Annotated in this window: 1 protein-coding gene; it reads right to left on the bottom strand. The window is 63.2% G+C overall.

Translation table 11 applies throughout. The annotated features are described in order from the left end of the window. The coding region (locus NCT32_RS22675; RefSeq protein WP_250490553.1) for a non-ribosomal peptide synthetase at positions 1-15,297 on the bottom strand (15,297 nt) is incomplete at its 3' end. Between the last annotated feature and the right edge of the window lie 95 nt (positions 15,298-15,392).

Genomic DNA, 15,392 nt, shown 5'->3' with positions numbered 1-15,392 from the left:
GTTGCGGCCGAGGAACTCGATGTTGCCATCGGCACGATAACGCGCGAGATCGCCCGTGCGGTACATGCGCTCGCCGGATTCGAAGGGATTGGCGACGAAGCGCTGAGCGGTGAGCGCCGCGCGTCGCAGATAGCCACTCGCCAGACCTGCGCCGCCGATATACAACTCACCCGTCACGCCGAGTGGCACAGGACGCAAGGATTCATCGAGCACGTAGGCTTGCGTGTTGGCAAGCGGTCTCCCGATGGGAATCGACATGCCGTATGCGATGGCGTCGTGATAGGCATGCGTCAACACGCCCACGGTGGTCTCGGTCGGCCCAAAGTGATTGAGAATGCGCATGCCGGGCTTCAGCGCCTGCACGCGACGGATCCAGTCGGCGCGCGTCGCTTCTCCGCCGAGCACGAGCAGTTGCGTCGGCAATGCCGGGGCGGTGTCGAGCGTGACGTCAACGAGCGCGCGCAGATGTCCGGGCACGATCTTGAGAACATCGATGCCGCGCTGACGCATGTATTGCCCGAACAAATAGCTATCGGTGGTGCGCTCGTTCGACAGCACATGCAGCTCGTGGCCCGCGACCAGCGCACCGAACAGAATCGTATTGCCCAGATCGGTCGCGATGGTCGAAGCAAGTGCCATCTTCGACTGCGCTCGAACGTTCATCCTCGCGAGCACGCCGCTCAAATAGTTCGAGAGATTCCGATGACTCAATACGACGCCCTTCGGCTTGCCGGTCGAGCCGGACGTGTAGATCACATAAGCCGGGCAGTGCGCATGCATGTCGATGGCGGGTTCGATATCGGGACATGCTTGGACACGCCTCGCGTCCTTGTCAGGACAGACGATCGGCACGTCCCGCGCGACATCTGAAAGACCGTCGAGAAGCGATGTCTGAGTCACGAGCAGCGATACATCGGCGTCGTCGAGCATGTACCTGAGACGCTCCGCTACCGTGGTGGGATCGAGCGGCACATACGCAGCGCCTGCCTTGAGTATCGCCATCAACGCGACGATCATGTCGATGCCGCGCTCCATGCACAACGCGACGCGATGCTCTGGTTCGACGCCAAGCGCGATGAGATGATGGGCAAGCCGGTTGGCGCGGGCATCGAGTTGCGCATACGTGAGCGACTCGTTTTCAAAGACGAGCCCGATTGCATCGGGCGAGCGTCGCACCTGTTGAGCGAAAAGCTGATGGATACACAGATGCTCGGGATACGCAGCGGCGGTATCGTTCCATCGCCTGAACATTGCGTGCTCTTCGGGTAGCACGATCTCGAACGCATGCAGGGGCGCATCGGGTTGATCGAGCGCCTGTTCGAGCAGGCGCTCGAAGCGTTCCCCGAGCCTTGCAATCGTGCGCTCGTCGAAGAGATCGGACGCGTAGCTCAGGCTGCCAGCAAAGCGCCCTTGCGTGTGCGCGAGCTTCAACGTGAGATCAAACTTCGCGCCGGCTTCGGACGGAGGCAGCAACTCGAGCGTGAGTCCGGGCAAGGCGAGGGGCTCCGCCGGTGCGTTCTGCAACACGAACATCACCTGGAAGAGCGCCGTACGGCTGGTATCGCGAGCCGGCGCGAGTGCTTCGACGAGCTTCTCGAACGGCAGGTCCTGATGCGCGTAAGCGGCGAGCGTCGTATCGCGCACTTGCGTGAGCAACGTACGCAACGAAGGCGAACCGGAAAGATCCGCGCGCATGACCAGCGTATTGACGAACAGGCCGATGAGCGGCTCGACTTGCGCGTGCGTGCGATTGGCGATCGGCGAGCCGACTGCGATATCCGTTTGACCGGATAGACGCGCGAGCAGCGTCTGGAAGACGGCGAGCAGCAGCATGAAGGGCGTCGTGCCTTCACCTTGCGCGAGCCCGATCAGCCGCTCGGAAAGCACCGGGCTCAGAGCGAAGGGCAAGCTTGCGCCGCGCCCGCTGATGTGCGACGGCCGAGGGCGATCGGTCGGCAGATCGAGCGGCGCGAGCCCCTCGAGCCGATCGCGCCAATAGCGTGTCTGTCGTTCGAGTTCGGCGCCGGCGAGCCAGTCGCGCTGCCACAAGGTGAAGTCGGCATACTGCACGTCGAGCGGCGGCAACGCAGCAGGCGCGTTCGACAACGCCGCCGTGTAGCACGCGCCGAGTTCACGCACGAGCACGCCAGTCGACCAGCCATCGTAGATGATGTGATGGATCGTGAACAGCAGGACATGCTCTCGCGCAGACAGGCGCAGCAATCCAGCACGAAGCAGCGGACCGCGTGCAAGATCGAATGCGTGTGTTGCTTCGTCTTGTGCCAGGCGGCGGACTTCGGTGGCTTGCGCATCGGCATCGAGCGTATCGAGCGCGATCAGCGGCAAGGTGATCCGTGCTTGCGTCGCGATGCGTTGAACCGGCAAACCATCGTGTTGGGCGAAGCATGTGCGCAGGATTTCATGTCGATCGATGAGCGCATCCATCGCGCTCTGCAACGCGCGAACATCGACCGATCCGCTGAGACGCACGGCCACTGGAATGTGATACGTAGACTGCCCCGGGTTGAGCTGCTCTAGGAACCACAAACGTTCCTGCGCGAAAGACAACGGCAGATGCGTGGGGCGCTCACGGGTCCGCAAAGGCGGCAAGATGCTCGCGCGATCGGAAGGCGCATCGAGCGTAAGCGCTTCGGCAAGCGAGGCGACGCTAGGCGCATCGAACAGCGTACGCAAGGGCAGCTCGATCGCAAGCGTCTGACGCAAGCGCGAGACGAGTTGCGTAGCAAGCAGCGAATGACCGCCGAGCGAGAAGAAGTTGTCGAGGACGCTCACGCGCTCGAGGCCGAGCACATCGGCGAAGCACTGCGCGAGCGTGTGTTCGAGCAAGGTGCGCGGCGCGACATACGCGGCGAGGTCTTGCCATTGCGGATCGGGCAGTGCGCGACGATCGAGCTTGCCGTTGGGCGTCAGCGGCAACGCGTCGAGCAGCACGAAAGCCGACGGCACCATATAGTCGGGCAGACGCGAACTCGCATGTTCCCGAAGTTCGTCAATGTCGATATCGCCAGTTGCCGTGACATATGCGACGAGTTGCTGATCCAGCGTCTTTTCATGCCGCATGCGGGCGATGACGACGGCCTCGCGCACCAACGGATGACTGGCGACGTGCGTCTCGATCTCGCCGAGCTCGATACGAAAACCGCGTATTTTGACCTGGTGATCGTTGCGTCCGAGAAACTCTATATTGCCATCGGCGTGATAACGCGCGATATCGCCCGTTCGATACATGCGCGCGCCGGCGATGAACGGATCATCGATGAAACGTTCGGCCGTGAGATCGGGCTGGTTCAGATAACCACGCGATACGCCCGCGCCGCCGATATACAACTCACCAATCGCGCCCGGCGGAACCCACTGAAGGTGCGCGTCGAGCAGATAGATGCGCGCGTTGGCAATCGGCTTGCCGATAACCGGTTGCATCTGATCGGCCGTGATTTCCGTGAGCGCGGCATCGACGGTGCATTCGGTCGGACCATAGACGTTGAACGCGCGAATCCGGTCAGCTAGCGCGAGCCTGTTCCACGTCTGTTGCGTGATCGCTTCGCCGCCGATAAGCAAGGTCAGCTCCGAGTGTCGACGCTCGAGCAAGCCGCTGGCGAGCATGACATCGAGTTGAGTCGGCGTGCAGTCGATGACGTCGATATCGGCGTTGTTCAGATACTCGATGAGCGCCGCGCTATCGGTGCGCACGTCGGCGGGAATCAAGATCAGCCGATGACCTGCAAGCAGCGCGGTGAGGCTCTTCAGCGAAGAATCGAACGCGATGCTTGCGTTCAGGCCGATGCCGGAGCGGGCGGCGCAACGTGCGAACACCGTTGATTGCAGCGCGTAATGCAGATTCACGACATGGTGATGCTCGACCATCACGCCCTTGGGCTTGCCGGTGGAGCCGGAGGTATAGATGACGTAGGCGAGATGATGCGCCGCGACGTTCGTTTGCGGGTTCTCTTGTGACAGCGCGTCATCGAGCGATGCATCGATATCGAGTACGACGAGCGCGCCCGTGTCGCCCAATGCTTCACGGCCCGCAGCATCGGCGAGCAGGAGACGCGGCGCTGCATCGGTGAGGATGTGGCTCAGTCGTTCGCCCGGATAAGCCGGATCGAGCGGCACGTAAGCGCCGCCTGCCTTCAGTATCGCCATCAACGCGACGATCATGCCGATGCTTCGCTCCATGCACAGCGCGACCCGATCTTCCGGCCGGACCCCGAGCGCGACCAGCCGATGCGCAAGCCGATTCGCGCGCGCATTGAGTTCGGCGTATGTGAGCGATTCGTCTTCGAATACAAGCGCGATTGCTTCAGGCAAGCGTCGAACCTGTTGTTCGAACAGACGATGGATGCACACATCTTCGGGATACGCCGCGGTCGTGTCGTTCCATCGTTCGAGCAACGCATGCTCTTCGGGCAGCACCAGTTCGAGCGCATGCAAGGGCGCATCGGGTCGATCGAGCGCCTGTTCGAGCAGACGCGTGAAGCGTTCGCCCAAGCGCACGATCGTTTGCTCATCGAACAGGTCGGCCGCGTATGCGAGCGTGCCGCGCAAATGATCTTGTGTTTGCGTCAGGTTCAGCGTGAGATCGAACTTCGCGCCAGCATCGGCGGGGCGCATTACTTCCAGCGTGAGGCCGGGCAGCGCGAGCGGCTCCATCGGCGCATTTTGAAGGACGAACATCACCTGGAACAACGCCGTGCGGCTGGTATCGCGAACCGGCGCGAGCGCTTCGACGAGCTTCTCGAACGGCAAGTCCTGATGCGCGTAAGCGGCGAGCGTCGTTCCACGCACTTGCGCGAGCAATTCACGCAGCGACGGCGATCCCGAAAGATCGGCGCGCAAGACGAGCGTGTTGACGAACAGGCCGATGAGCGGCTCGACCTGCGCATGCGAGCGGTTCGCGATAGGCGACCCTATGGCGACGTCGTTTTGACCGGATAGCCGCGCAAGCAGCGTCTGGAACACGGCGAGCAGCAGCATGAAAGGCGTGACGCCTTCCCGATTCGCAAGCGCGTCGATCCGATTGCACAACGCGGCACTCACCGCGAATGGCACGCTCGCGCCGCGTCCGCTCATTTGCGATGGACGTGGGCGATCGGCGGGCAGGTTCAGCGGTGCGAGTTCGGCAAGCTGATTGCGCCAGTATTGCGTCTGACGTTCGAGTTCGGCACCCGCCAGCCAATCGCGCTGCCACAAGGTGAAGTCGGCGTATTGCACGGCCAGTGGCGGCAGTGAGAGAGGTTCATTGCGCAATGCAGCCGCATAGCCCGCGCCGAGTTCACGCACGAGCACGCCCGTCGACCAGCCATCGGAGACGATGTGATGCATCGTGAACAGCAAGACATGTTCGTGTTGCGCAAGACGCAGCAAGAGCGCACGAAGTAAAGGACCGCGCTGAAGATCGAATGCGCGCGTGGCTTCATCCTGCGCGAGTCGACGCAGTTCGGCGGCTTGTGCATCGGAAGCGAGCGCATCGAGCGCGATGACCGGCAGCGCGATGTGCAAGTGCGGCGCGATGCATTGCACGGCCTGTCCGTCGTGTTGCGCGAACGTCGTTCGCAAGCTTTCGTGACGCTCCACGAGGGCGTTCAGCGCGGTTTCGAATGACGGCACATCGAGTGCTCCGTTCAGACGCACCGCGACCGGAATGTTGTAGGCGGATTGTCCCGGATTGAGTTGTTCGAGGAACCACACACGTTCCTGCGCGAAGGACAGCGGCAGACGAGCGGGCCGCTCGCGTGCTTGCAAAGGCGGCAAGGCGCTCGCGACGCGGGAAGGTTCGTCGAGCGCAAGCACTTCGGCAAGCGCGGCAACGCTCGGCGCATCGAACAAGGCACGCAGCGGCAACTCGATGGAAAGCGCCTGACGTACGCGCGACACGAGTTGCGTGGCCAGCAGCGAATGGCCGCCCAGCGAGAAGAAGTTATCGAACACGCTGACACGTTCGAGGCCGAGCACGCTGGCAAAGCATTGCGCGAGCGCATCTTCTAGCGATGTGCGCGGCCCGACATAGGTGGCCTGGTCCTGCCACTGCGGGGCGGGCAATGCGCGACGATCGAGCTTGCCGTTGGGCGTCAGCGGCAAGGCATCGAGCACGACGAAGGCCGAGGGCACCATGTAATCGGGTAAGCCCGATGCAAGATGTTCGCGCAACACGCTTGCATCGATCTCGTCCGTGCCGGTGACGTACGCGATGAGCTGTTGATCCTGCGTGGCTTCATGCCGCGCACGCGCGATGACGACGGCCTCGCGTACCGACGGATGACTGGCGATCTGCGCTTCGATCTCGCCGAGCTCGATGCGGAAGCCGCGAATCTTGACTTGATGATCGTTGCGTCCGAGAAATTCGATGTTGCCATCGGCGCGATAGCGTGCGATGTCGCCGGTGCGATACATGCGCCCGCCCGGTACGAAGGGATCGTCGAGAAAGCGCCCGGCGCTGAGTTCGGGACGATTCAGATAGCCGCGCCCAACACCCGCGCCGCCGACATAGAGTTCGCCCACGGCGCCGACAGGCATCAAGCGGCGCTCGGCATCGAGCAGATAAATGCGCGTGTTCGCAATGGGACGGCCGATGGGCACCGGGTTCGACTCTTCCGGCAGGCACCGATACGCGGTCGCCCAAACCGTCGCTTCCGTGGGACCGTATTCGTTGTAGAGCGCGACCGGTCGGCGCAGCGTCGAGCTTTGCTTCGCGAGTCCCGGCGGGCACGCTTCGCCCGCGACGATGATCTCGCGGAGCTTATGAGCATCGCTCGACGACATGCTGTCGAGAATGGCCTGGCCGAGCGACGGCACGCACAACACACGCGTGATGTCGCGATGCCGCACCAGTTGGATGATCGCGTCCGGGTCTCGCGCGGTATCGAGATCTACGAGCGCAAGACAGCCTCCGTTCGTGAGCGTGCCGAAGAGGCCCGCGACGGAGCTGTCGAAAGCGAGCGACGACAGCAGCAGGAAGCGTTCGTTCGATGCGCGCTCATAGAACCGGTGCCGCGCGAAGGTGGACGCGACGAGCGTTCCGTGCTCGATCGCAACGCCTTTGGGCTTGCCGGTCGAACCCGATGTGTAGATCACGTAAGCGAGGTTGTTCGGCCCGACGTTCGGGCGCGGATCGTGCTGCGGGAACGCGTCGTTGAGCGCTGCATCGGGATCGATGACCGTGAGCGAACCCGTGTCGCCCAATGCTTCGCGACCGGCGGCATCGGCAATGAGCAGACGAGGCATCGCATCGGTGAGGATATGCGTCAGCCGTTCGCCTGGATAGGCAGGATCGAGCGGCACATACGCGCCGCCTGCCTTCAGTATCGCCATCAACGCGACGATTCCGCCGATGCCGCGCGCCATGCAGAACGCGACGCGATCTTCCGCTTGCACGCCCAGCGCGATCAGCCGATGCGCAAGCCGGTTCGCACGCGCATCGAGCTGCGCGTACGTGAGCGACTGATCCGCGAAGATGAGCGCGAGCGCATCGGGCGTGCGCCGGACTTGCTCTTCGAAGAGCTGTTGAATACAGACATCGTCGCGATAGGCCGTTGCCGTGTCGTTCCATCGTTCGAGGAGCGCGTGTTCCTCGGGCAGCACGAGCTCGAGCCCAAAGAGCGGTGCATCGGGCTGATCGAGCGCCTGTTCGAGCAAGCGCGCGAAGCGCTCGCCGAAGCGCGCGATGGTGCGTTCGTCGAACAGGTCGGTAGCGTAGTTCAGGCTGCCGGTCAGATGGTCTTGCGTATGAGTCAGGTCCAATGTGAGATCGAACTTGGCGCCGGCTTCGGCCGGCGGCAGCAACTCGAGCGTGAGTCCGGGCAAGGCGAGCGGCTCCGCGGGTGCGTTCTGCAACACGAACATTGCCTGAAACAACGCGGTGCGGCTGGTGTCGCGAACCGGCGCGAGCGCTTCGACGAGCTTCTCGAACGGCAAGTCCTGATGCGCGTAAGCAGCGAGCGTCGTATCGCGGACTTGCGCAAGCAACGTACGCAACGAGGGCGACCCCGAAAGATCGGTGCGCAACACGAGCGTGTTGACGAACAGGCCGATGAGCGGCTCGATCTGCGCATGCGTGCGATTGGCGATGGGCGAGCCTACGGCGACATCGTTCTGTCCGGACAGTCGCGCAAGCAGCGTCTGGAACACGGCAAGCAGCAGCATGAAAGGCGTGACGCCTTCGCGGTGCGCGAACGCATATAGCCGTTCGCATGACGCGGGGCTAAGCGCGAAAGGCAACGTTGCGCCGCGTCCGCTGATCTGTGCGGGGCGCGGACGGTCGAGAGGCAAATCCAGCGGCGCGAGATCGGCAAGACGATCGCGCCAGTATTGCGTCTGACGCTCCAGTTCCGCATCGGCGAGCCAGGCACGCTGCCATATCGTAAAGTCGGCGTATTGGACAGGCAAGGGCGGGAGCGCAACCGGCTCCTTGCGCACTGCAGCCGTATAGCATGCGCCGAGTTCACGAACGAGCACGCCGATAGACCAGCCATCGGAGACGATGTGATGCATCGTGAACAACAGGACGTGTTCAGCGGATGACAAACGCAGCAATTGCGCGCGAAGCAGCGGTCCATGCTGGAGATCGAAGGCGCGTGAGGCTTCGATTTGCGCAAGGCGGAGGACCTCGGCGCTTTGCTCATCGGCGACGCGTTCATCGAGTTCGATGAGCGGCAGCGCGATCTTCAGGCTGGAAGCAATGCATTGCACTGCCTGGCCGTCGTGCTCCACGAACGATGTGCGCAGGCTCTCGTGACGCGCCACGAGTGCGTTCAACGCTGTTTCGAATGCGTGAACATCGAGCGAGCCCGAGAGGCGCACGGCGACCGGTATGTTGTACGTCGATTGTCCCGGATCGAGCTGATCGAGGAACCACAAGCGTTCCTGCGCGAACGACAGCGGCAGTTGCACGGGACGCGGCAACGCTTGCAAGGGCGGTCGCGCACCGGGTTGACGAGCCGTGTCCTCCAGCGCGTCGGCGAGCGCCGCGACGCTTGGCGCATCGAAGAGCGTGCGCAAGGACAGTTCGACCGACAGGGCTTCGCGCAGTCGCGAGACGAGTTGCGTCGCGAGCAACGAGTGACCGCCGAGCGCAAAGAAGTCATCGAAGATGCTCACGCGTTCGAGGCCGAGCACGCTGGCAAAGCACTCCGCAAGCGATGTTTCAAGCGATGTCCGCGGCGCGACATACACGGCGAGGTTCTGCCATTGCGGATCGGGCAGCGCGCGGCGATCCAGCTTGCCGTTTGTCGTAAGGGGCAAGGCATCGAGCGTCACGAACGCGGATGGCACCATGTAATCCGGCAAACGCGAACTGAGATGCTCGCGAAGATCGCTCGTATCGGTGTCTGAAACGCCGGTGATATAGGCGATGAGTTGCTGATCCTGCGTCGCTTCATCGCGCGCACGCGCAATGACGACGGCTTCGCGCACCGCCGGATGACTGGCAATCTGCGCTTCGATCTCACCCAGCTCGATACGAAAGCCTCGAATCTTGACCTGATGATCGTTGCGCCCGAAAAACTCCAGACTGCCATCGGGCCGATACCGTCCGAGATCGCCCGTACGATAGAGCCTCGCGCCCGGAACGAACGGATCGTCGATGAAACGCTGGGCGGTCAGCTCGGGCCGATTGAGGTAGCCGCGCGCCACGCCCGCGCCTCCGACATACAACTCGCCCACCGCACCGACAGGCGCGAGCCGCTGTTGCGCATCGAGCAGATAGATCGTCAGGTCGGGAATGCGCACGCCGATCGGGCTGTGGCTGTCCGCGCAGTCTTCGCGATCGAGCGGTCGATAAGTCACATGCACGGTCGTCTCGGTGATGCCGTACATGTTGACGAGGCGCGGCTGCCGATCCGAATGACGTGCGTACCACGTCTCCAGCATCGAAGGATTCAACGCCTCGCCGCCGAACACGACATAACGCAACGCGGTGGGCGCATCGTTCGTTTCCTGCGCCTGTATCAGTGCACGAAATGCGCTGGGCGTCTGATTCAGCACGGTCACGCGTTCCTGCTGAAGGAGTCGAATAAAGTCGGGCGTGAAACGCGCAACCTGTTGCGGCACGATCACGAGCTTGCCGCCATAACGCAGCGCGCCCCACATTTCCCAGACCGAGAAATCGAAGGCGAACGAGTGGAACAGACACCAAACATCGCGTTCATCGAAACCGAACCAGTCGTGCGTCGCATCGAAGAGACGAACGATCTGCGCATGCTCGATCATCACGCCCTTGGGCTTGCCGGTCGAACCGGACGTGTAGATCACGTAAGCGAGATGCGACGGAGCGACGGCTGTAAGTGGATCGTCTTGCCCGATTTCGTCGTCGAGCGATGCATCGGGATCGATCACGGTGAGCGTGCCCGTATCGCCGAGCGCCGCGCGGCCGGCGGCATCGGCGAGCAACAGGCGCGGTGTCGAGTCGATGAGAATGTGGCTCAAGCGCTCGCCCGAATAAGCGGGATCGAGCGGCACATAAGCGCCACCCGACTTGAGGATCGCGAGCAATGCGACCATCATGCCGATGCCACGCTCAACGCATAACGCGACGCGATCTTCCGGCCCCACGCCCAACGCGATCAGACGATGCGCGAGCCGGTTCGCCCGCGCGTTGAGTTGCGCATAGGTCATGGATTGATCTTCGAAGACGAGCGCGACCGCGTCGGGCACGCGCCTCGCCTGCTGCTCGAAGAGCTGATGAATGCACATGTCCGATGGATACGAAGCCGTATCGTTCCATGTCTTCACCAGCAAGTCGTGCGTCTCGGGCGGCACGACATCGAGCTGGTTCACCGGCGTTTGCGGCGCCTCTTCGAGTGCCTGCGCAAGGCTCGACAACGCCTGTGCCATATATCCGCAGAGCTGTTCGGGCGACAGCGGCGCGACGGTCTGCGCGATGAGGCCGAGACTATCGCCGTTGTCGTCGACGCACAGCGTCAGCGGATAATTCGTGCGCTCTTCGGCGCCGAGCAGTTCGATTCCATCGAAGGCGGTGTGCCGTTCGTCGGATGCGCGATTATGACGATAGTTGAGCAGCGCATTGAAGAGCGGCGCGGGCGCGGCAACGCCGCTGCACCGTTGAGCGAGCGCGAGCGGGGCATGCTGATACTGCAGCAGCGCGGCAAGACGGTCATGCGCAAGACGCGCGCTGTCCGCGACGGAAGCGTCGTCGATGTCGAGGCGAACCGGCAAGGTGTTGATCACGAGCCCGAGCGCCTGATCGACGCCCGCCTGCATGCGTCCGAGCAACACGGTGCCAAATACGACGCGCCCATCGGAATCGAGCGCGCTCCCCGCGCTCAACACGCGCGCCCACGCGAGATGACAGAGACTCGCGAGACTCACGCCGATATGCCGGGCCTGCGCGCGCAGACGTGCATCTAGCTCTGCGGGCAGCGTGATGTGCGCTTCGGCGACGGCCGAGCCGTCGTGATGCACATCGGTCAAGCCGAACGGCAACGTGGGCTCGCTGACATCGGCGAGCGTGTCGCGGAAAAAGGCTTCCTGCGCTTCACGGTTCGCACCGAGCCGGGCCTGCGCGACGAGGTCGCGGAATGGTTGCGCCGCGCCCAACGCGTGCGCGCGGCCATCGAGAATCGCGCCGATTTCCGCATGCATGACTTCGAGCGTCGCATGATCGCCGATCAGATGATGCCAGTTCAATTGCATCAGCCAGCGATCACCGCACGCCTCGCGTGCGATCGCGATCTGCATCAAGGGCGCACGAGCGAGATCGAGGCGCTGCGTGCGCGCATCGAAACGATGCGTCAGATCGTCGACCTCAACGATCGTCACGGGCGCGTGACGCAGGACGACCTGCGCTGCCGTCGTCACGCCTTCGTGAACGAACGCGGTGCGCAGAATGTCATGCCGCGCGACGACCTGTTGCAACGCATCGACCCATGCATCGAGACGGGCGCGGCTGTCGAACGCGAGGCGAGCCGTTTGCAGATACGGATCACCTTCGGTCGTGAGCATGTGATGAAACAGGATGCCTTCCTGCAGCGGCGCGAGCGCATAGATATCCTGAATGTTGGAGATCCCGCCAGGCACCTGATCGACGATGCGATCGATATCCGCCTGCGTCAGCGCGATGAGCGGCAGCATGTCCGGCGTGATGGCGCTGTTCGCGGCCGTGATGGCATTGGGCGGCACGACGATGTCGGACTTCGGCGCGGCGTAATCGATGGCATCGGCGAATGCGCTGAGCACGGGCGTCGCGAAGAGATCGCGCACGCTCGCTTGCAGCCCGATGCGCCGCAAGCGCTCGATGAGCGTCACCGCGAGCAGCGAGTGGCCGCCGAGCGCGAAAAAATTGTCATGCCGGCCGACACGTTCGATGCCCAGCAGCTCAGCCCACAGATCGGCGAGCGCGCTTTCGGTGCGACCTTGCGGTGCTTCGAAGGGACGCAGCGCGAAGGCGTCGGCTTGCGGATCGGGCAACGCGCGGCGATCGAGCTTGCCGCTCGGCGTAAGCGGCAGCGCATCGAGCGTGACGAACGCGGCGGGCGTCATGTAGTCGGGAAGACGCGAACTCAGATGCTCGCGCAAGCCGCTTGCATCGATGCCGAATTCATCGCGCGCGGTGACGTAGGCGATGAGTTGCTGATCCTGCGAGCCGGGCGTGCGCGAACGCGCAATCACCACGGCATCGCGCACCGCCGGATGACTCGCGATCTGCGTCTCGATCTCACCGGGCTCGATGCGAAAGCCGCGAATCTTGATCTGCAGATCGTTGCGTCCGAGGAATTCTATGTTGCCGTCGAGATGAAATCGGGCGAGATCGCCGGTGCGGTACATGCGCGCGCCCGGCACGAAGGGATCGTCGAGAAAGCGCTCGGCCGTGAGCTCAGGACGATTCAGATAGCCGCGCGCAACACCCGCGCCGCCGATATACAGTTCGCCCACGGCGCCGGGCGGCACCACGCGACGCCGCGCGTCGAGCACATAGGTGCGCGTGTTGGCGAGCGGCTTGCCGATGACCGGTTGCGCCTGTTCGTGCGTGATCTCCGCGAAGGTCGCATCCACCGTGCACTCGGTCGGACCATAGACGTTGAACGCGCGTATGCCTTGTGCACGCGCGAGACGGCTCCACGTCTGCGGGGTGAGTGGTTCGCCGCCGACGAGCACGGTCAGTGGCGTTTGCCGTCGTTCGAGCAGACCAGCGGAGAACAGCGATTCGAGTTGCGTCGGCGTGCAGTCGAAAACGTCGATATCAGATGTATCGAGAAAATCGACGAGCGCCATCGCGTCGGTGCGCACATCGGCGGGAACGACGACGAGTCGATGTCCGGACAGCAACGCGGTAAGGTTCTGCACGGACGCATCGAAGGCGATGCTCGCGTTCAGCGTAACGCCAGCATGCGGCGTGCAATGCGCGAACACTGTCGATTGCAACGCATGATGCAGATTCATCACATGCCGATGCTCGACCATGACGCCCTTGGGCTTGCCGGTCGACCCGGACGTGTAGATCGCATACGCGAGATGATGCGAGGCGAGGCCGGGCACATGCGGATCGGTTTGCGGCAGCGCATCGTCGAGCGATGCATCGGGATCGAGCACCGCAAGCGCACCGATATCACCGAGCGCGTGACGGCCCGCCGCATCGGCGACCAGCAACAGGGGCGAGGCATCGCCGAGTATGTAACTCAGGCGCTCCCCCGGATAAGCCGGATCGAGCGGAATGTACGCGCCGCCCGACTTGAGTATGCCGAACAACGCGACAATTGCGCCGATGCCGCGCTCCATACACAACGCGACGCGATCTTCGGGACGCACGCCGAGCGCGATCAGCCGATGCGCGAGCCGGTTCGCACGCGCATTGAGCTGCGCAAACGTGAGCGATGCGCCATCGCAGACGAGTGCGACGGCGTCGGGCGTGAACCGGGCCTGCTGCTCCAGAAGCCGATGAATACACTCATGCTCGGGATACGGCGCGGCTGTGTCGTTCCAGCGTTCGAGCAGCGCCTGTCTTTCTGGCAGCACAAGCTGAAGCGTATGCAGCGGCGCATCGGGCTGATCGAGCACTTGTTCGAGGAGACGCGTGAAGCGGCGCGCGTGCGCATCCACGGACTCGGGCGTATAGAGCAACGGATTGCCATCGAACATCAATTCGATGCCGAGTTCATCGCCCTGGTCATGCACGATCAGCGCGAGATCATCGGGCGTGCCATAGAACGAGCGATTCGAGCCGATGAGGCAGCCCGCGAAGTTCAGCGCGCGGCTGTACTCCGGCATGATGTTCACGGTGGGACCGAAAAGCGGCCTGTCGGCTTCGATGCGGCCCACATCGCGCCGGATATCTTTCACGCGATAGCGTTGATGACGCAGCACCCGGCGGCTCTGCCGTGACACGGCATCGAGAAGATCGACGATGGTCGTGCGTTCGTCGACGATCGCGCGCAACGGCAGCGCATTCGACAACATGCCCGGCACGCTTCTCGCCAGACGCCCGACGCGTGCGGTGACGGGCAAGCCAAGCACCACTTCGGGCTGGCCGCTCAGACGTGCGACGTAGGCGGCCATCACCGCCGTCATGATTTGCGGCCAGGTGGTGCCGTTGCGTGCGGCCATCTCGCGCATGCGCGCGGTCGTGTCGGGCGATAGACGGATTTGCGCGCTCGCCTGCGAATACGCGTGGGCAGGCATCGGCTCGGGCGCCATGCACGCCGAGAGGATCACAGGCTCGGGGCAATCCTCCATGTATTCCTGCCAGAACTGCCGATCGCTTTCGAAGGCGCCGGATGCGCGATACGCTGCGTCGTTGTCGAGCAGATTGGCAAGGGGCGCCCAGCCGGACGGCGCGGGATCGTGTCCTTCGATCAGTGCCGAATAGACGGCTGCGAGCCGCTGCGTGAAAAGCAGGAACGAAAATCCATCGAACGCGACATGGTGAATCCGCTGAAAGAAGAAAAAGCGCGTGGGGCTCGCCTGAAAAAGCTGCGCATCGAATAGCGGCCAATGACCGAGATCGAATGCCGTGGCGAGCGCGGTCTGCACATCGCGATCGATCGCTTCCAGCGGATCGGGTGCGTCGCTTACATCGACGACGCGCAGCGTGAAGTGCAACGGCTCATCGGGCACGATCTGACGCGGCAAGCCGTCGGTGACGAGCAGGCGCACGCGCATGCCTTCGGCTTCGTCGACGGTTTGCCGCAGCGCAGCCTGAAGCACATCGACATCGAGCGGCCCGATGATCTCCGTGAGTTGCGCCAGATTGAAGCGCGGATCGTGCAAATCGAATTGCTGCCGAAAGAAGATGCCCGATTGAGCAGGCGTGATGGGAAAACCGTGCATGGCGTCGATCCGTAGTTGAGAGCACGCGCGTGCTCTGGAAAGCGATGGTCAAGGACAGGGTCACCAGAACGCGGTGGAAGAAGCGCACGCGCGTT

Source organism: Caballeronia sp. INML2 (genome assembly GCF_023631365.1).
GTDB classification, from domain to species: domain Bacteria; phylum Pseudomonadota; class Gammaproteobacteria; order Burkholderiales; family Burkholderiaceae; genus Caballeronia; species Caballeronia turbans.
The sequence above is the reverse complement of the archived record's forward strand: the minus strand, read 5'-3'. Positions and strand labels throughout refer to the sequence as shown.